Raw genomic sequence first — 17,985 nt, 5'->3', positions numbered from 1 at the left:
TTGCACCGGTAAGGAGAAGCTCATGTTCAACGCAGTCATCGACGCGCCATTCGGCAAGGTCGGCATTCGCACCGATGCCGCGGTGGTGCGCGAAATCGTTTATCTGCCGGAGTCGATCGCAACGGTCGCGCCCGATTCGCCGCTCGCGAAGCGGGCAGTCGAGCAGATCGAACGTTATTTCGAGCGCGCGTCGGCGCGCTTCGACCTGCCGCTCGCGCAGGTCGGCAGCGCGTTTCAGCACCGAGTGTGGGGCGTGATCAGCGACATTCCGCCAGGCACGGTGCTGACGTACGGGCAGGTCGCGAAGCGCATCGGCAGCGCGCCGCGCGCGGTCGGCCAGGCGTGCGGCGCGAACTATTTCCCGCTCGTGATTCCATGCCATCGCGTCGTCGCGGCGGGCGGCCTCGGCGGCTTCGCGAATCACGACGACGGTGGCTACTACCAGAAAGTAAAGCGCTGGCTGCTTGCGCACGAGGGTGTGCCGTACAAATGACCGAACCGCTGCTGTCCCCCGATTCCGATGCGGGTTCCATTGCCGACGCGTCGCCCGCGCTGCTCGCGAGCCGTGCGTCGATCGACGTGTTCTGCGATGCGCTGTGGCTCGAGCACGGGCTTGCGCGCAATACGCTCGATGCGTACCGGCGCGACCTGATGCTGTTTTCGCAATGGCTGGCCGCGACGCACGGCGCGCCGCTCGACGCGGCCGACGAGGCAATGGTGACCGGCTACATCGCCGCGCGCAGCGACGGCAAGGCGACGTCGTCGAACCGGCGGCTGTCGGTGTTCCGCCGTTATTACGGCTGGGCCGTGCGCGAGCATCGCGCGACCGCGGACCCGACGCTGCGGATCACGTCTGCGAAGCAGGGCACGCGGTTCCCGTCGACGCTGTCGGAGGCCCAGGTCGAGGCGCTGCTCGGCGCGCCCGACATCGCGACGCCGCTCGGCCTGCGCGATCGCACGATGCTGGAGCTGATGTATGCGAGCGGGCTGCGCGTCAGCGAGCTCGTCACGCTGAAGACGGTCGAAGTCGGATTGAACGAAGGCGTCGTGCGCGTGATGGGCAAGGGTTCGAAGGAGCGGCTCGTGCCGTTCGGCGAAGTCGCGCACGGCTGGATCGAACGCTATCTGCGCGACGCGCGGCCGGCGCTGCTCGGCGCGCGCGCGGCCGACGCGCTGTTCGTGACCGCGCGCGGCGATGGAATGACGCGCCAGCAATTCTGGAACATCATCAAGCGCCATGCGCTGAAGGCCGACGTGCGCGCGCACCTGTCGCCGCATACGCTGCGGCACGCGTTCGCGACGCACCTGCTGAACCACGGCGCCGACCTGCGCGTCGTGCAGCTGCTGCTCGGCCACAGCGACATCTCGACCACGCAGATCTACACGCACGTCGCGCGCGAACGGTTGAAGACGCTGCATGCGCAGCATCATCCGCGCGGCTAGGTTCACGCGGCGCGTGCGCCGGCTCGCAGGCCGCGGGGCCGGCGCCGAGCGTTACCCGAGTTCGCGCAGCTTGTGCTTCAGCACCTTGCCGGTCGACGCGGCCGGCAGCGCGTCGAGCACGCGGATGCGGGCCGGGCGCTTGTAAGGCGCGAGTCGTTGCGCGCACCATGCGTGCAGCTCGGCCTCCGTCGCCGTCGCATCTGGCACCAGTTCGACGAATGCAAGCACTTCCTCGTTGCCGTCGACTGCACGGCCGACAACTGCCGCCTGCACGACGTCCGCGTGCGCGTTCAGCACCTGTTCGACTTCCACCGGATACACGTTGAAGCCCGAGCGGATGATCAGCTCCTTGCTGCGGCCGGCGATCGTTACCGAGCCGTCGGCGTCCTGCCGCGCGAGATCGCCGGTGGCGAGCCAGCCGTCTTGCGACACCGCCGCGTGCGTCGCGTCCGCATTCCGGTAATAGCCGAGCATCACGTTCGGCCCGCGCACGCGGATCTCGCCGACCTCGCCGCGCGGCACGTCGGTGCCGTCGGGCGCGACGATCCGCATCTCCACGCCGGGGATCGGCATGCCGACGGAGCAGTCGGCGCGCGGTGCGTCGAGCGGCGTCTGCGTGATCGTCGGGCTGCTTTCGGTCATCCCGTAGCCGTTGTGCAGCGGCACGCCGTACATGCGTTCGACGCGCGCCTTCAGGTCGGCATCGAGCGGCGAGCCGCCCGAATACGCGAAGCGCAGTCGCGGCGCGTGCCACGCGTGTGCGTGCGTGTGCAGATGCTCGAGCAGCTTTGCGTGCATCGCGGGCACGCCCTGGAGGATCGTCACGCCTTCGTCCGCGAGCGCGACCCGCACGGCCTCCGGCGAAAACCGCGGTGCGAGCCGCAGCGTCGCGCCGGCATACAGGCTGCCGAGGCACACCGATGCGAGCCCATATACGTGCGATACCGGCAGCACCGTATAAACGACATCGTCGGGCGACACGCGACGCAGTGCGCTCGACGTCGCCGCGATGAACAGCAGGTTGCGATGCGACAGCATCACGCCCTTCGGCGTGCCGGTCGTGCCGGTCGTATAGATGAGCGCCGCGCATTGCGCGGCGCCGTCGGCCGCGACCGGCTCGGCGGGCGCGCGCGCGTCGACGTGGTGCGACCACGCGCCGATGTCGACGGACAGCGCGTCGGCGGGCGTTGCGCCGTACCGCGCGGCGTGCGCGCGCGCATCGGGTGACGCTTCCGTCGTAAACGCGATCAGCTTCGGGCGCGCGTGCGCGGCGATCGCGTCGAGCTCGCCGGCCGACAGCCGCGCGTTCGACATGAGCGCCCAGGCGTCGATGCGCGCGGCCGCGAACAGCAGCACGATCTGCGCGACGCTGTTTTCCGCGACGATCATCACGCGATCGCCGCCGCGCACGCCAAGGGCGGCGAGCCGTTGGGCGGCCGCGTCGACGGCTTGCGCGAGCTCGCCGTACGACAGCCGGCGTGCATCCTCGATCAGCGCCGGCTGCGCGGGCGCATGCGCGGCCCGGCGGGCAGGCACGTCGGCGATGCGGTCGGGCAATGCGGCGAGCAGCGCCGCGACATCGAGCGGCGTGGCCGGGCGGACAGCAGGGATCATGGCGTCTCCAGAAGAAGGGCCGGGCAACCGCGCGGCGAGATTTGCGAACGATCGTGCCATGACGGCGCACGCGCCACAATCGGGCAATCGGGCAATAGCGCTTCGCGATGTGCGCAATGATGACGGACGCGACGACGGGCATGCTCGCCCGCGCCTGAAGGGCCGCGAGTATACCGCCGGTGCGCGAGCCGCAGGCGCGGACACCGAACAAGCGCATGCCGGCGCGATCGTGGGCTCCCGCCGCTCGTTCGCCATTAAAATGCGGCCATGAGCAAATCCAGACACGTGTCCGAGACACCGGCGACCCAGCTGCTGCGCCGCCACGGCATCGCATTCGGCGAGCATCCGTACGATTACGTCGAGCACGGCGGCACCGGCGAGTCGGCGCGCCAGCTTGGCGTCGACGAACACTGCGTCGTGAAGACGCTCGTGATGGAGGACGAGCACGCGAAGCCGCTGATCGTGCTGATGCACGGCGACCGCACGGTGTCGACCAAGAATCTCGCGCGGCAGATCGGCGCAAAACGCGTCGAGCCATGCAAGCCCGACGTCGCGAACCGCCATTCAGGCTATCTGGTCGGCGGCACGTCGCCGTTCGGCACGCGCAAGACGATGCCCGTGTACGTCGAGTCTACGATCCTCGAATTGCCGACGATCTACCTGAACGGCGGCCGCCGCGGCTATCTCGTGAGCCTCGCGCCCGCGGTGCTCACGACGCTGCTCGGCGCGACGCCCGTGCAGTGCGCGAGCGCCGACTGAGGGTTTCACCTTCGTGGCAGGCCGCGTTCGTTCGGTAGAATGGGCGCCGTTTTGGCCGGTCGGCCCGCACGGCCGGCCGAAACGGCCTGCCGGCGCTCCGCCGCGGCGGCGCCCGTCGCAACCGGTCGGGATGCCGCTCCCGGCCGTCCCTTCACCGATACGTTGAAAGAAGAGTTCTCCGCATGCAGATCCTGCTCGCCGCACTTGTTGCCTACCTGATCGGTTCGGTGTCGTTCGCCGTCGTCGTCAGCGCCGCGATGGGCCTGGCCGATCCCCGTTCGTACGGGTCGAAGAATCCCGGCGCGACCAACGTGCTGCGCAGCGGCAACAAGAAGGCCGCGATCCTGACGCTCGTCGGCGACGCGTTCAAGGGCTGGCTCGCGGTGTGGCTCGCGCGGCACTTCGGACTGTCAGACGTGGCCGTCGCATGGGTCGCAATCGCCGTATTTCTCGGCCACCTGTATCCGGTGTTCTTCCGCTTCCAGGGCGGCAAGGGCGTCGCGACAGCCGCCGGCGTGCTGCTCTCGGTGCACCCGGTGCTCGGGCTCGCGACCGCGCTGACCTGGCTGATCGTCGCGTTCTTCTTCCGCTATTCGTCGCTCGCGGCGCTGGTCGCGGCCGTGTTCGCACCGGTGTTCGACGTGTTCCTGTTCGGCACCGGCCACAATCCGGTCGCATGGGCCGTGCTGGCGATGAGCGTGCTGCTCGTATGGCGTCACCGCGGCAACATCTCGAAGCTGCTGGCGGGGCAGGAGAGCCGGATCGGCGACAAGAAGAAGGCGGCCGACGGCGGCGCGCAGGACGGCGGCAAGGCCTGAGAAAGGTACTGCCGGATGGCCCGGCCGCCGGGGCGCTGCTGCGTGCGGGCGCCGGCGGCGCGGGACGGCCGGTCGACGGCGTCGATCAGTCGCGGAAGTTGTTGAAGTCGAGCGGGGTGTCGGTCACGTCCTTGCGCAGCATCGCGATCACGCTCTGCAGGTCGTCGCGCTTGGTGCCGGCCACGCGCACCGCGTCGCCCTGGATGCTCGCCTGCACCTTGATCTTGCTGTCTTTCACGAGCCTGACGATCTTCTTCGCGAGATCGCCGGTCACGCCCTTCTTCACGGTGACGACCTGCTTGACCTTGTCGCCGCCGATCTTTTCGACCTTGCCGTAGTCGAGGAAGCGCACGTCGACGTTGCGCTTCGCGAGTTTGCTGATCAGTACGTCCTTGACCTGCCCGAGCTTGAAATCGTCGTCGGCGAACAGCGTCAGCTCGCGCTCCTTCTGCTCGACGCGCGCGTCGGAGCCCTTGAAGTCGAAGCGCGTCGAAATTTCCTTGTTCGACTGCTCGATGGCGTTTTTCACTTCGATCATGTTCGCTTCGGAAACGACGTCGAACGATGGCATGGCATTCTCCCTTGAGGTGCGGGCGCCCGGCTCGCGCGCGGGTACTCGCTATAATTGCGGACTGTTTGCCATTTTACCGATGCCCCTCCGTTTGCCCAAGGCCGGCCATGCGCGCGCCTGGCGGACGTGACCGCCAATGCCGATGCCCCCTGACGAATCCGCCCTGTCGCTGCTTCCCGACCATCCGCTCGCCGCACACAACACGTTCGGCATTGCCGCGAACGCGCGCTTCGCCGCGCGCATCACGCACGCGGCGCAGTTCGAGGCGCTGCACCGCGACCCGCGCGTCGCGTCGCTGCCAAAGCTCGTGCTCGGCGGCGGCAGCAACGTCGTGTTCACGCGCGATTTCGACGGCGTCGTGCTGCTCGACCAGATCGCCGGCCGCCGCGTCGTTCATGAGGACGACGATGCGTGGTACGTCGAGGCCGGCGGCGGCGAGACCTGGCACGAATTCGTTGCATGGACGCTCGAGCACGGAATGCCCGGCCTCGAGAATCTCGCGCTGATTCCGGGCACCGTCGGCGCCGCGCCGATCCAAAACATCGGCGCGTACGGCCTCGAGATGAAGACGCACTTCCACTCGCTGCACGCAATCGAACTCGCGACCGGACGCACCGAACGTTTCGATGCGGCGCGCTGCGCATTCGGCTATCGCGACAGCTTCTTCAAGCGGGACGGGCGCGGCCGCTTCGCGATCGTCGCGGTGACGTTCCGGCTGCCGAAGCAATGGACGCCGCGGCTCGGCTACGCGGACGTCACGCGCGAGCTCGACGCGCGCGGCATCGCCCCCGATGCCGCAACGCCGCGCGACGTGTTCGACGCGGTCGTCGCGATCCGTCGCGCGAAGCTGCCCGACCCGCTCGTGCTCGGCAACGCCGGCAGCTTCTTCAAGAATCCGGTGATCGACGGCGCGCAGTTCGATGCGCTGCGCGCGCGTGCGCCGGACGTCGTGTCGTATCCGCAGCCGGACGGGCACGTGAAGCTCGCGGCCGGCTGGCTCATCGATCAGTGCGGCTGGAAGGGGCGCGCGCTCGGCGCGGCGGCCGTGCACGACCGGCAGGCGCTCGTGCTGGTGAATCGCGGCGGCGCGACGGGGGGCGACGTGCTCGCGCTCGCGCGCGCGATCCAGGCCGACGTGCGCAAGCGGTTCGGCGTCGAGCTCGAGCCCGAGCCGGTGTGCATGTAACGCGGTCGCCCGCGCCGGCTTCACCCACGCAAACAAAAAGCGCCGATCGATGACCGGCGCTTTTTTTTTATCCGCGCGCGTGCGCGCGGGCGGTTGCCGCGATTAGTGCTTGAGGCGGCCGAGCAGCAGGAACTCCATTAGCGCCTTCTGCACGTGCAGGCGGTTCTCCGCCTCGTCCCACACGACGCTCTGCGGGCCGTCGATCACGCCGGCCGTCACTTCCTCGCCGCGATGCGCGGGCAGACAGTGCATGAAGAGCGCGTCCGGGTTCGCGTGACCCATCATTTCCTCGTCGACGCACCAGTCGGCAAACGCCTGCTTGCGTGCGTCGTTCTCGGCTTCGAAGCCCATGCTCGTCCACACGTCGGTGGTGACGAGATCGGCGCCCTTGCACGCTTCGTTCGGATCGTCGAACACTTCGTAGAACGGTGCGCTGTCCGGCGACACGAGCTTCATGTCGAGCGCATAGCCAGGCGGCGTCGACAGGCGCAGCTTGAAGCCGAGGATCTGCGCGGCTTCGATCCAGGTGTACAGCATGTTGTTCGCATCGCCGACCCACGCGACCGTCTTGCCGGCGATCGGGCCGCGGTGCTCGTAGTACGTGAAGATGTCGGCGAGCACCTGGCACGGGTGGTATTCGTTGGTCAGCCCGTTGATCACCGGCACGCGCGAATTCTGCGCGAAGCGTGTGATCACGTCCTGTTCGAACGTGCGGATCATGATGATGTCGACCATCCGCGAGATCACCTGCGCGGAATCCTCGACGGGCTCGCCGCGGCCGAGCTGCGTGTCGCGCGTGCTCATGAACACCGCGTGGCCGCCGAGCTGGAAGATGCCCGCTTCGAACGACAGCCGCGTGCGGGTCGAGCTCTTTTCGAAGATCATCGCGAGCGTGCGGTCGTGCAGCGGGTGATAGGTCTCGTAGTTCTTGAACTTGCGCTTCAGGATACCCGTGCGTTCGAGCACGTACTCGTAGTCTTCCAGCGAGAAATCCTTGAACTGCAGGTAGTGACGAATGGTTTTGGCGGTCATGAAACGAAATACGGCGGGTCGGGACCGGCAGCGAGGCCGGACGGCGCCGCCGTCGGATGTGGATAACTCAAAGCAGCATAAAGGATTTTCCGTGCTTTGACGAGCCGCGCGCAGAAGCGGGGAGCGATCTCGACGGGCGGCGGCGCGCGTCGGAAGAGGGGCCGCGGCACGACGCGCGATGCCGCGCTGCGGTATAATTCAAAAGTTTTCTCCAGCCCGGCAGGCAAGCCGTTTCGCGCACTGCCGGACACAAGCCGTGCGCTGCACAAATCCGGTGCGGCGCGTCGGCGGCGCGCATCGACAGCCTGTTTTCGGGATATCGACGCGCATCTGCCGCTGTCCATTCCAGCTTTGTGTTCGCGTACCCAGGCGCCGTCGCCTGGACATCGCCGGGCCGTCACTTGGGTAACCACATGGCTGAAACCCCTCCGACCGAATTCTTCATCCAGGGCATCACGAAAGACGGGAAAAAGTTTCGCCCGAGCGACTGGTCGGAGCGTCTGGCCGGCGTGATGGCCTGCTTCGGGCCGGGTGCGAGCGGGCCGAACGCGCGTCTGAAATATTCTCTGTACGTGCGCCCGACGATGCTCGGCGACCTGAAATGCGTGATCCTCGATTCGCGGCTGCGCGACATCGAGCCGATGGCATTCGATTTCGTGCTGAACTTCGCGAAGGACAACAACCTCGTCGTTACCGAGGCATGCGAGTTGCCGGACTACAACGACAAGAAGTGAATCCGGCGGGGGCGAGCGCGCACGATGCGGGTTCGCCCGGTGGCCTCCGGCGCAGCGATGCCCGGACGACGCATGCAAAAAAGCCCGCCTAGGCGGGCTTTTTCGTGATCGCAGGAAACAGGAGCGCCCGCCGAAGCGGGCACGCCGGATTTACGCTGCTGCCTGCAGGCCCTTGACGGCTGCGGCGAGGCGGCTCTTGCTGCGAGCGGCCTTGTTCTTGTGAACGATCTTCTTGTCGGCGATCGTGTCGATCGTCTTCACGGCAGCCTTGAACAGCTCGGCAGCCTTTGCCTGGTCGCCGGCTTCAACAGCCTTGCGAACCGACTTGATCGCGGTGCGGAATTTCGAGCGCAGCGCCGAGTTGTGCGAATTTGCCTTCGCGGCTTGGCGGGCGCGCTTGCGTGCTTGTGCGGAGTTAGCCATGACGGTTCCTTATCCTGTCCTGTTTCCAGAGCTTGGAGCCTGACGGCCAAGCGCTGCTTTTCGATCCGTCCCCTGAGAACGATTGCCCAGGGGCGCATAAAAAAACGGTGATTTTAACCGAGGCCGAGACATGAAAACGACAGGCGCCGTGCATGTAACAGGCTCAGAAACCGGGGATTATAGCAACAAAATCAAGCGCGTGGCAAGTCCGACGTGACGTCGGGTGCTCAGGCGCGAGGGCGGCGTTTGGGCTTTTCGGCGTCCGTCCGTGCCGGGGCACGCAACGTCCGTATAATAAGCGCCCCATGAATCTATTCCGAGCCCTGCTGACGGTCAGCGGCTTCACGCTGCTGTCGCGCGTGACCGGACTGGCCCGCGAGACGCTGATCGCCCGTGCGTTCGGCGCCAGTCAATACACCGACGCGTTCTACGTCGCCTTCCGCATTCCGAACCTGCTGCGCCGCCTGTCCGCCGAGGGTGCGTTCTCGCAGGCGTTCGTGCCGATCCTCGCCGAGTTCAAGAACCAGCAAGGCCACGATGCGACCAAGGCGCTCGTCGACGCGATGTCGACCGTGCTCGCGTGGGCGCTCGCGGTGCTGTCGGTCGTCGGCATTGCCGGCGCGTCGTGGGTCGTGTTCGCGGTCGCGTCCGGCCTGCATACTGACGGGCAGGCGTTCCCGCTCGCGGTCACGATGACGCGGATCATGTTCCCGTACATCGTGTTCATCTCGCTGACGACGCTCGCATCCGGCGTGCTCAACACTTACAAAAGCTTCTCGCTGCCCGCGTTCGCGCCGGTGCTGCTGAACGTCGCGTTCATCGCCGCGGCCGTGTTCGTTGCGCCGCACCTGAAGGTGCCGGTATTCGCGCTCGCATGGGCGGTGATCGTCGGCGGCGTGCTGCAGTTCGCCGTGCAACTGCCGGGCCTGAAGAAGATCGACATGGTGCCGCTGATCGGGCTGAACCCGTTGCGTGCGCTGCGCCATCCGGGCGTGAAGCGCGTGCTCGCGAAGATGGTGCCCGCGACGTTCGCGGTGTCGGTCGCGCAGCTGTCGCTGATCATCAATACCAACATCGCGTCGCGGCTCGGGCAGGGCGCGGTGTCGTGGATCAACTATGCGGATCGCCTGATGGAATTCCCGACCGCGCTGCTCGGCGTCGCGCTCGGCACGATCCTGCTGCCGAGCCTGTCGAAGGCGCACGTCGACGCCGATACGCAAGAGTATTCGGCGCTGCTCGACTGGGGGCTGCGCGTCACGTTCCTGCTCGCGGCGCCGAGCGCGCTTGCGCTGTTCTTCTTCGCGACGCCGCTCACCGCGACGCTCTTCAACTACGGCAAGTTCGACGCGCACACCGTCACGATGGTCGCGCGCGCGCTCGCAACCTACGGGATCGGCCTCGTCGGCATCATCCTGATCAAGATCCTCGCGCCGGGCTTCTACGCGAAGCAGGACATCAAGACACCGGTGAAGATCGCAATCGGGGTGCTGATCGTCACGCAGCTGTCGAACTACGTGTTCGTGCCGCTGATCGGCCACGCGGGCCTCACGCTGAGCATCGGCGTCGGCGCGTGCCTGAACTCGCTGCTGCTGTTCTTCGGGCTGCGCAAGCGCGGCATCTATCAGCCGTCGCCGGGGTGGCTGCGCTTCTTCGTGCAGCTGGTCGGCGCGGCGCTCGTGCTCGCGGGCCTGATGCGCTGGTGCGCGATCAACTTCGACTGGACGGGCATGCGCGCGCAGCCGCTCGATCGCATCGCGCTGATGGCCGCGTGCCTCGTGCTGTTCGCTGCACTATATTTCGGTATGTTGTGGGTGATGGGCTTCAAATACGCTTACTTCAGAAGGCGCGCCAAGTGACGACCGCAATGACCCGCGTTCTCGACTACTTCAGCACGCTCGTGGCGGACGACGACAGTCTGCCCGTCACGGAAACCGCGCTGTCGCTCGCGCAGGACGCCTATCCCGACCTCGACCTGCAGGGCACGCTGGCCGAACTCGACATGCTGGCCGCGCGGCTGCGCCGCCGGCTCACCGACGATGCGGACCTGAAGGACCGCGTCGCCGCGCTGAACGAGTTCTTCTTTCGCGAACTCGGCTTCGCCTGCAATCACAACGATTACTACGACCCCGATAACAGCCATCTGAACGCGGTGCTGAAGCGGCGTCGCGGGATTCCGATCTCGCTGTCGGTGCTGTACCTGGAGCTCGCCGAACAGATCGGCGTGCCGGCGCGCGGCGTGTCGTTCCCCGGCCACTTTTTGCTGCGCGTGACGCTGCCGGACGGCGACCTGATCATCGACCCGACCAACGGCCATTCGCTGTCCGAAGCCGAGATGGTCGACATGCTCGAACCGTACGTCGCGCGCGCGGCGGGCGCGGTCGACAGCGCGTTGCGCGCGCTGCTTCAGCCGGCCACGAACCGCGAGATCATCGCTCGGATGCTGCGCAACCTGAAGACGATCTATTTGCAGACGGAGCGCTGGCAGCGCTTGCTCGCGGTGCAGCAGCGGCTCGTTATTCTGCTGCCGGAGCAGCTCGACGAAGTGCGCGATCGCGGCTTTGCGTATGCGCGGCTCGACTACCTGCGCCCGGCGCTCGAGGATCTGGAGCAGTATCTCGGCGAGCGCCCCGACGCGGAAGACGCGACCGTCGTCGAATCGCAGGTGACCGAACTGCGGCAGCGGATGCAGCGCGACGCCGACGATTGAGCCGCCGCCGGAAGCCCGCACCATGAAGAACGCCTGCATCGCAGGCGTTTTTTGTTTGCAGTTGTTTGCACTTATTTCGGCTGCATCCGGATCGCGCCGTCGAGGCGGATCACTTCGCCGTTGAGCATCGGATTCTCGAGGATCTGGCGCACCAGCAGCGCGTATTCGGCCGGCTTGCCGAGCCGCGGCGGGAACGGCACCATCGCGGCGAGCGCGTCCTGCACATCCTTCGGCATGCCGAGCAGCATCGGCGTCTCGAACAGCCCGGGCGCGATCGTCATCACACGGATGCCGCTGCGTGCGAGATCGCGCGCGATCGGCAGCGTCATGCCGGCGACGCCAGCCTTCGACGCCGCATATGCCGCTTGGCCGATCTGCCCGTCGTAAGCCGCGACCGACGCCGTGCTGACGATCACGCCGCGCTCGCCGCCGCCGTCCGGCGTGGTCGCGGCCATCGCGGCGGCGGCGACGCGGATCATGTTGAAGGTGCCGACGAGATTCACGTTGATCGTCTTCGCGAACACGTCGAGCGGATGGGGGCCGTCCTTGCCGACGGTCTTCGCAGCAGGCGCGATGCCCGCGCAGTTCACGAGCCCGCGCAGCGTGCCTGCGTGCGTCGCCGCGTCGACCGCGGCCTGCGCGTCGGCCTCGCTCGACACGTCGCAGCGCACGAACACGCCGCCCAGTTCGGACGCGAGCGCCGTGCCGGCCGCTTCGTTCAGGTCGGCGAGCACGACGTTGCCGCCGGCCTGCGCAAGCATGCGGGCCGTTCCCGCGCCGAGGCCCGATGCGCCGCCCGTGATCAGAAAGACGTTGCCGCGAATCTCCATCACTGTCTCCTTGGTTGGTCCGATGCCGGTCGATCGGAGGGTGCGCGCGCGGCGTCGCGTCACGGCGCCCGTGCGTCCGATCGATTGTACGGGCCGCCGCCGCGTGGGGCGACAGCGACACGGCGATGCGAATCCTGCCGCGCGAATCGGATCGAGTGGACGAAAAAAAGCCGCCCGGCAAGGGCGGCTCGCGCGTGCACGACGCGGTGCGTCGGTGCTTACTTCAGTGCGTCGAACGCACGCTCGCGGATTTCGTCCACGGTGCCGAGGCCGGAGATCTTGCGATACTGCGGGGCCTTCAGCCCGTTTTCCTCGCCGCGCTGCGCCCAGTCGCCGTAGTACGTGATCAGCGGCTTGGTTTGCGCCTCGTACACCTCGAGACGCTTCTTGACGGTTTCTTCCTTGTCGTCGTCGCGCTGGATCAGCGGTTCGCCCGTCACGTCGTCCTTGCCCTCGACCTTCGGCGGGTTGAACTTCACGTGATACGTGCGGCCCGATGCCGGGTGCGTGCGACGGCCGCTCATGCGCTCGATGATCTCCGAGAACGGGACGTCGATTTCGAGCACGTAGTCGATCGCGACGCCTGCTTCCTTCATCGCGTCAGCCTGCGCGATCGTGCGCGGGAAACCGTCGAACAGATAGCCGTTCGCACAGTCGGCTTCTTTCAGGCGCTCCTTCACGAGCCCGATGATCAGCGCGTCCGGCACGAGCTTGCCGGCGTCCATGTAGCCCTTTGCCTCGACGCCGAGCGGCGAGCCTGCCTTGACGGCCGCGCGCAGCATGTCGCCGGTCGAGATCTGCGGGATGCCGAACTTTTCCTTGATGAAGTTTGCCTGGGTGCCCTTTCCCGCGCCGGGCGCGCCCAACAGGATCAAACGCATGGTGATATCTCCAGTATGTAGATTCGTCTGGCGAGACGCAAAGCGTCGGCGACAGCGTGCGCGGGGCTTGTCTGCCGCGCGGCGCACCGGTCTGACGCGGCGCGCGGCGAAAAGCGGCGCGCGGCTGCCGGGGCGGGCCGTGGCGGGTCAAGCGAGAACGCGCGGGTCGCGGACGGCTCGCACAATCGCCTGATTATGCCACGGGTTATTTTGAACCCGGCCGAAAAAGGGCCTGCACGCGAGCGAGATCAGCCGGCGTGTCGATCCCCGCTTCGGGCGCATGCTCGGTGATCCGCACCGCGATGCGTTCGCCGTGCCACATCGCGCGCAGCTGCTCGAGCTGCTCGGCCTGCTCGATCGGAGCCTGCGCGAGCGACGGATACGTGCGCAGGAAACGCGCGCGATACGCATAGAGGCCGATGTGGCGATGGACCGGAAACGCCGGTGCGGGCATCGATGCGACGTCGGGCCAGTGCGGCTGGTACGCGTCGCGGCTCCACGGAATCGGCGCGCGCGAGAAGTACATCGCGACGTTGCGCGCGTCGAGCGCGACCTTCACGATGTTCGGGTTGAACACGTCGGCCGCGTCATGGATTGGATGCGCGGCGGTCGCGATCGCGCAGTCCGGATGCGCGGCGAGGTGCGACGCTACGTCGCGCACCAGTTCGGGGTCGATCAGCGGTTCGTCGCCCTGCACGTTGACGACGACGGTGTCGTCGCTCCACCCGAACGTCGCGGCGACTTCCGCGAGCCGGTCGGTGCCGGACGGATGGTCGGCGCGCGTGAGCACCGCGTCAAAGCCGTGCTCGCGTGCCGCATCGAGCACGCTCTGTGCGTCGGATGCGACGAGCACCTGCTGCGCACCCGCTTCGCGCGCGCGCTCGGCGACGCGCACGACCATCGGCTTGCCGCCGAGATCGGCGAGCGGCTTGTTCGGCAAGCGCGTCGACGCGAGCCGGGCAGGAATGACGGCGATGAAGGGTTGCGAATGAGTCATCTGGACTGGGCGGGGGGAAAGGCAGGGACGAGGCCGGCGGTTTGAGCGGCCGGCACGTTTGGCGCGCCCGGCGCGGCCGCGGAAATCCCGAGGCCATGCGCCGGTGCGGCGGCGTTCAGCTGGCCGGACCGGCCGGATCGACCGGCGTGCCTTCGACGGTCTGCCGCGCTTCGTCGACGAGCATCACGGGGATGCCGTCGCGGATCGGATACGCGAGCTTGTCCGCGTTGCAGATCAGCTCCTGCGCGGCGCGGTCATGGTGGAGCGGGCCTTTGCAGATAGGGCACACAAGGATTTCAAGCAGGCGAGCGTCCACGGAGTTTCTCCACAACGAGGGCAATGAGGCGAGGATCGAGCGCGGCTTCGACGGGGACGACCCACAGCCGAGCATCGCGCCAGGAAGCGCCCAATTTTACTGCATCCTTCTCGGTGATCAGGATCGCGTCGACCGCGTCGTCGACGAACGGATTGTCGGCGAACGCGTAATGGTCGGGCAGCGCGCGGGTCGCCGGCGCCAGGCCGGCCGCGCGCAATGTCGCGAAGAAGCGTTCCGGCGCGCCGATCCCCGCCGCGGCGAGCACGCGCTCGTTCGCGAACTGCGACAGCGGGCGGCGCAGCGCCGGCTGGTCGAGATGCCATGCGGCGCCCGGCGTCAGCGCGAGCGCGTAGGTGTCGGGCCACGGCGGCAGTGCGCCGCTGTACGGATCGTTGACGAGCGTCGCGTCGCGACGGCGCGACAGCGGCTCGCGCAGCGGGCCCGCGGGCAGCAGGAAGCCGTTGCCGCCGAGCCGGTGATCGAACACGACGAGCTCGACGGTGCGCGCGAGGCGATAGTGCTGCAGGCCGTCGTCGCTGACGATCACGTCGACGTTCGGATGCGCGGCACGCAGCGCCTGCGCGGCGGCGACGCGGTCCGGGCACACCCACACCGGCGCACCGGTGCGGCGCGCGATCAGCAGCGGCTCGTCACCGGCCGCGCTCGCGCGCGATGCCGGCGTGACCGCGGTCGGTGCCTGCACGTTCGCGCCGTAACCGCGCGATACGACGCCCGGCGTGAAGCCGGCCGCGCGCAACGCATCGACGAGCGCGATCACGGTCGGGGTCTTGCCGGTGCCGCCGACGGTCACGTTGCCGACCACGACGACGGGCACGCCGACGTCGACCGGCTTTTTCCAGCCTTGCGCGTACGCGGCGCGGCGCAGCGCCGCGCACGCGCCGAACACGCACGCGAGCGGCGTGAGCGCCCATGCGAGCGCACCGCGCCGCTGCCATTCGCGCGTGAGCCGCGCTTCGAGGCGCGCGAGCGGGCCGCCGGGCGCGCTCATCGGGCCGGACGCGGCGCGCCGTGCGCCGCGACGTGGGACGGATTCGTCAACACGGATTCTCCGTTGGGCGGCACTTGCCGCAAGGTGTTCGGAAGGCGGCACTCTAGCGTGCCGCACGCGGGCGCGGCAAGCGGCCTCCGTGACAACGACGAAGGGGCCGGATCGGCGCGCACTGTGGATAACTCTGTGAAAAACTCCGCGCCCGTGAGCGCCAGATGCCCGCCGGACGGACATCGTGTCGGAAGTGAAGAATGCCGTAAGGTTTAAAAGTTCATTGAAATCAATGTGTTATGGGGAATCGTCTGGATTTTCCCGCGGTTTTCCAAGGTTTTTGCTGGACGATTGACAGAGTGTGGACACATTCCGGGTGCAGCAACGCCCGAACGTCGGCGCTGGACGCCGCGCGCGCGTCGGACTATCGTGTCGCCGCCAGCATTCATTCGACCGCCCATGCTTTCCGACTCTCCCTTTTCCGCTCCCGGCGCGACCCGCGGCGGTGACGAAGTGATTCCCGTTTCGGCGCTCAATCGCGCGATTTCGTCGATGCTCGAGCGCTCGTTTCCGCTGCTGTGGATCTCGGGTGAAGTGTCGAATTTCACGCGCGCCGCGAGCGGTCACTGGTACTTCTCGATCAAGGACCAGCAGGCGCAGATGCGTTGCGTGATGTTTCGCGGCCGTGCGCAGTATGCGGAATTCACGCCGCGCGAAGGCGACCGGATCGAGGTGCGCGCAGTCGTCACGATGTACGAGCCGCGCGGCGAAGTGCAGCTCAACGTCGAGGCCGTGCGGCGCACCGGTCAGGGGCGTCTGTACGAGGCGTTCCTCCGCCTGAAGGCGCAGCTCGAGGCCGAAGGACTCTTTGCGCCCGAACGCAAGCGGCCGCTGCCGGCCCATCCGCGCGCAATCGGCATCGTCACGTCGCTGCAGGCCGCCGCGCTGCGCGACGTGCTGACCACGCTCGCACGCCGCGCGCCGCACATTCCGGTGGTCGTCTATCCCGCGCCCGTGCAGGGGGCCGGCTCGGCGGAGAAACTCGTCGCTGCGGTGCAGACGGCGAACGCACGGCGCGAGGTCGACGTGCTGCTCGTCTGTCGCGGCGGCGGGTCCATCGAAGATCTGTGGTCGTTCAACGACGAAGCGCTTGCGCGTGCGATCGCGGCGAGCGAACTGCCGGTCGTCAGCGGTGTCGGCCACGAAACCGATTTCACGATCGCGGATTTCGCAGCCGACTTGCGCGCGCCGACGCCCACCGGCGCAGCGGAGCTCGCGAGCCCGCAGCGCGCCTTGCTGCTGCGCGAGCTCGGTGATCGTCAGCGCGCCCTGGCGCGCTGTCTGGAGCGCGGGCTCGAGCAGCGTGCGCAGCAGCTCGACTGGCTCGCGCGCCGGCTCGTCAGCCCGGGCGAACGGCTGAAGCGGCAGCGCGTTCACGTCGAGCAGCTCGCGGTGCGGCTCGCGTCGGTGGCGTCGCGGCCGGTGCGCGATGCGCGTGCGCGTTTTGCGCTCGCGCAATTGCGCTGGCAGCGCGCGCGGCCCGACCCGACGCAGGCGCGGCATGCACTCGCCGGGCTGTCGCAACGTCTTGCGCTCGCGCTGCGGCGCCGTCACGAGCGCGACACCGCGCGTGTGTCGGCGTGCGCGGCTCGGCTCGAGGTGCTGAGCCCGCAGCGCACGCTCGAGCGCGGCTACGCGGCGCTGATCGACACGCAGACCGGCCGCGCGGTGCGGGCGCCGAGCGCGCTGAAGCCGCAGCGCCGGCTGACCGTCCATCTCGCCGAAGGCTCGGCCGACGTGTCGCTCGCCGACGTGCAGCCGCGCCTGACCGATACGATCTGACGACACCGCGTAAGCGAAACGAAGGTCGCGCGCGCGGCCGCCCACCGGCGCGTCGCGGCGCGCCCGGGAATGGATGCTGCGCGCGGCCGTGTCGTCCTGCCGGGTGAAGCGCCAGCACCGATTTTCTGCATACCGCGGATAAATACCCGTGAGTTTGCGGGGATATTCGGAGTCGCCTACAATCGGACGCTCGGCAGCATTCAACACAGCCTCCCTACATACTCAACGAAGGAATCGCCATGGCTCATACGCTCCCGCCGCTCCCGTACGCTGAAGACGCACTCGCGCCGACCATCTCGAAAGAGACGATCGAGTACCACTACGGCAAGCATCACCAGGCTTATGTGACGAACCTGAACAATCTGATCCCGGGCACGGAATTCGAAAACCTGTCGCTGGAAGAGATCATCAAGAAGTCGTCGGGCGGCATCTTCAACAACGCCGCGCAAATCTGGAATCACACGTTCTTCTGGAACAGCCTGTCGCCGAACGGCGGCGGCGCACCGTCGGGCGCGCTGGGCGACGCGATCAACGCGAAGTGGGGTTCGTACGACGCGTTCAAGGAAGCGTTCACGAAGGCAGCAGTCGGCACGTTCGGTTCGGGCTGGGCATGGCTCGTGAAAAAGGCCGACGGCTCGCTCGACATCGTGTCGACCAGCAACGCCGCCACGCCGCTGACGACGGCCGACAAGCCGCTGCTGACGATCGACGTGTGGGAACACGCTTACTACATCGACTACCGCAACGCACGTCCGAAGTTCGTCGAAGCGTTCTGGAACATCGTGAACTGGGACTTCGCAGCGAAGAACTTCGCGTAAGTCCACGCGCGCTG

At 67.6% G+C, this 17,985-nt stretch carries 19 protein-coding genes; 10 read left to right on the top strand and 9 right to left on the bottom strand.

Annotated elements, in window-relative coordinates; all coding sequences use genetic code 11:
- The first annotated feature begins 22 nt into the window (after positions 1-22).
- Complete coding sequence (locus WK25_RS12435) at positions 23-493, top strand: methylated-DNA--[protein]-cysteine S-methyltransferase (protein ID WP_069241685.1); 471 nt, start codon at positions 23-25, stop codon at positions 491-493.
- Positions 490-1,443: a site-specific tyrosine recombinase XerD gene (gene xerD / locus WK25_RS12430; protein ID WP_040141638.1), complete on the top strand. Its 954-nt coding sequence runs from the start codon at positions 490-492 to the stop codon at positions 1,441-1,443. Before WK25_RS12435 ends, xerD begins: the two co-directional genes overlap by 4 nt.
- A 51-nt stretch (positions 1,444-1,494) precedes the next feature.
- Here the strand turns inward: xerD and WK25_RS12425 are convergent, their stop codons facing one another.
- Positions 1,495-3,057, bottom strand: coding sequence for a class I adenylate-forming enzyme family protein (locus WK25_RS12425; protein ID WP_069241684.1), 1,563 nt, complete (start codon positions 3,055-3,057; stop codon positions 1,495-1,497).
- Between the two features lie 267 nt (positions 3,058-3,324).
- Here WK25_RS12425 and ybaK point away from each other — a divergent pair, with 267 nt between their 5' ends.
- Together ybaK and plsY are read left to right on the top strand one after the other, a co-directional pair.
- Positions 3,325-3,816, top strand: coding sequence for a Cys-tRNA(Pro) deacylase (gene ybaK / locus WK25_RS12420; protein WP_040141625.1), 492 nt, complete (start codon positions 3,325-3,327; stop codon positions 3,814-3,816).
- Positions 3,817-3,998: 182 nt separating this feature from the next.
- On the top strand, positions 3,999-4,634 hold the full coding sequence (gene plsY, locus WK25_RS12415; protein ID WP_069241683.1) for a glycerol-3-phosphate 1-O-acyltransferase PlsY: 636 nt from the start codon (positions 3,999-4,001) through the stop codon (positions 4,632-4,634).
- Between the two features lie 85 nt (positions 4,635-4,719).
- Here plsY and WK25_RS12410 read toward each other — a convergent pair whose 3' ends face one another.
- Positions 4,720-5,205, bottom strand: coding sequence for a YajQ family cyclic di-GMP-binding protein (locus WK25_RS12410; RefSeq protein WP_040141621.1), 486 nt, complete (start codon positions 5,203-5,205; stop codon positions 4,720-4,722).
- A 136-nt stretch (positions 5,206-5,341) separates the two neighbouring features.
- On the opposite strand from WK25_RS12410, the gene murB reads away from it, so the two are divergent.
- The gene (gene murB, locus WK25_RS12405; RefSeq protein WP_069241682.1) at positions 5,342-6,391 is read left to right on the top strand and encodes a UDP-N-acetylmuramate dehydrogenase; all 1,050 of its coding nucleotides are present in this window, start codon (positions 5,342-5,344) and stop codon (positions 6,389-6,391) included.
- 102 nt (positions 6,392-6,493) lie between these two features.
- On the opposite strand, the gene argF is transcribed toward murB, so the two are convergent.
- Positions 6,494-7,423, bottom strand: coding sequence for an ornithine carbamoyltransferase (gene argF, locus WK25_RS12400; protein WP_040141614.1), 930 nt, complete (start codon positions 7,421-7,423; stop codon positions 6,494-6,496).
- A gap of 413 nt (positions 7,424-7,836) precedes the next feature.
- Between argF and WK25_RS12395 the strand changes: the two genes are divergently transcribed.
- Positions 7,837-8,157: a DUF3579 domain-containing protein gene (locus tag WK25_RS12395; RefSeq protein WP_011885815.1), complete on the top strand. Its 321-nt coding sequence runs from the start codon at positions 7,837-7,839 to the stop codon at positions 8,155-8,157.
- Positions 8,158-8,307: 150 nt separating this feature from the next.
- On the opposite strand, the gene rpsT is transcribed toward WK25_RS12395, so the two are convergent.
- A complete protein-coding gene (rpsT, locus tag WK25_RS12390) occupies positions 8,308-8,580 on the bottom strand; it encodes a 30S ribosomal protein S20 (RefSeq protein WP_006482211.1) in 273 nt (90 codons plus the stop codon).
- A 305-nt stretch (positions 8,581-8,885) separates the two neighbouring features.
- Here rpsT and murJ point away from each other — a divergent pair, with 305 nt between their 5' ends.
- Both murJ and WK25_RS12380 read left to right on the top strand, forming a co-directional pair.
- Positions 8,886-10,436, top strand: coding sequence for a murein biosynthesis integral membrane protein MurJ (murJ, locus tag WK25_RS12385; protein ID WP_040141609.1), 1,551 nt, complete (start codon positions 8,886-8,888; stop codon positions 10,434-10,436).
- 8 nt (positions 10,437-10,444) lie between these two features.
- Positions 10,445-11,287, top strand: coding sequence for a SirB1 family protein (locus tag WK25_RS12380; RefSeq protein ID WP_069241993.1), 843 nt, complete (start codon positions 10,445-10,447; stop codon positions 11,285-11,287).
- Positions 11,288-11,358: 71 nt separating this feature from the next.
- Here the strand turns inward: WK25_RS12380 and WK25_RS12375 are convergent, their stop codons facing one another.
- The 5 genes from WK25_RS12375 to lpxK all read right to left on the bottom strand — a co-directional run bounded on the left by WK25_RS12375 (position 11,359) and on the right by lpxK (position 15,320).
- Positions 11,359-12,117: an SDR family NAD(P)-dependent oxidoreductase gene (locus WK25_RS12375; RefSeq protein ID WP_059547954.1), complete on the bottom strand. Its 759-nt coding sequence runs from the start codon at positions 12,115-12,117 to the stop codon at positions 11,359-11,361.
- A gap of 218 nt (positions 12,118-12,335) precedes the next feature.
- Positions 12,336-12,998: an adenylate kinase gene (gene adk, locus WK25_RS12370; protein WP_059547956.1), complete on the bottom strand. Its 663-nt coding sequence runs from the start codon at positions 12,996-12,998 to the stop codon at positions 12,336-12,338.
- A 205-nt stretch (positions 12,999-13,203) separates the two neighbouring features.
- Positions 13,204-13,995 (bottom strand): 3-deoxy-manno-octulosonate cytidylyltransferase, encoded by a 792-nt coding sequence (gene kdsB, locus WK25_RS12365; protein ID WP_040141603.1) that lies wholly within the window; start codon positions 13,993-13,995, stop codon positions 13,204-13,206.
- Between the two features lie 115 nt (positions 13,996-14,110).
- Complete coding sequence (locus tag WK25_RS12360; protein ID WP_040141600.1) at positions 14,111-14,311, bottom strand: Trm112 family protein; 201 nt, start codon at positions 14,309-14,311, stop codon at positions 14,111-14,113.
- Complete coding sequence (gene lpxK / locus WK25_RS12355; protein WP_040141598.1) at positions 14,292-15,320, bottom strand: tetraacyldisaccharide 4'-kinase; 1,029 nt, start codon at positions 15,318-15,320, stop codon at positions 14,292-14,294. The genes WK25_RS12360 and lpxK overlap by 20 nt, the downstream gene beginning before the upstream one ends.
- A 450-nt stretch (positions 15,321-15,770) precedes the next feature.
- On the opposite strand from lpxK, the gene xseA reads away from it, so the two are divergent.
- On the top strand, positions 15,771-17,153 hold the full coding sequence (xseA, locus tag WK25_RS12350; RefSeq protein WP_069241681.1) for an exodeoxyribonuclease VII large subunit: 1,383 nt from the start codon (positions 15,771-15,773) through the stop codon (positions 17,151-17,153).
- Positions 17,154-17,392: 239 nt separating this feature from the next.
- Positions 17,393-17,971 (top strand): superoxide dismutase [Fe], encoded by a 579-nt coding sequence (gene sodB / locus WK25_RS12345; RefSeq protein ID WP_040141592.1) that lies wholly within the window; start codon positions 17,393-17,395, stop codon positions 17,969-17,971.
- Positions 17,972-17,985: the final 14 nt, after the last annotated feature.

The sequence above is a fragment of the Burkholderia latens genome (assembly GCF_001718795.1).
GTDB classification, from domain to species: Bacteria; Pseudomonadota; Gammaproteobacteria; order Burkholderiales; family Burkholderiaceae; genus Burkholderia; species Burkholderia latens_A.
Note: the sequence above shows the minus strand (reverse complement) of the source record. Positions and strands in the feature narration are given on the sequence as shown.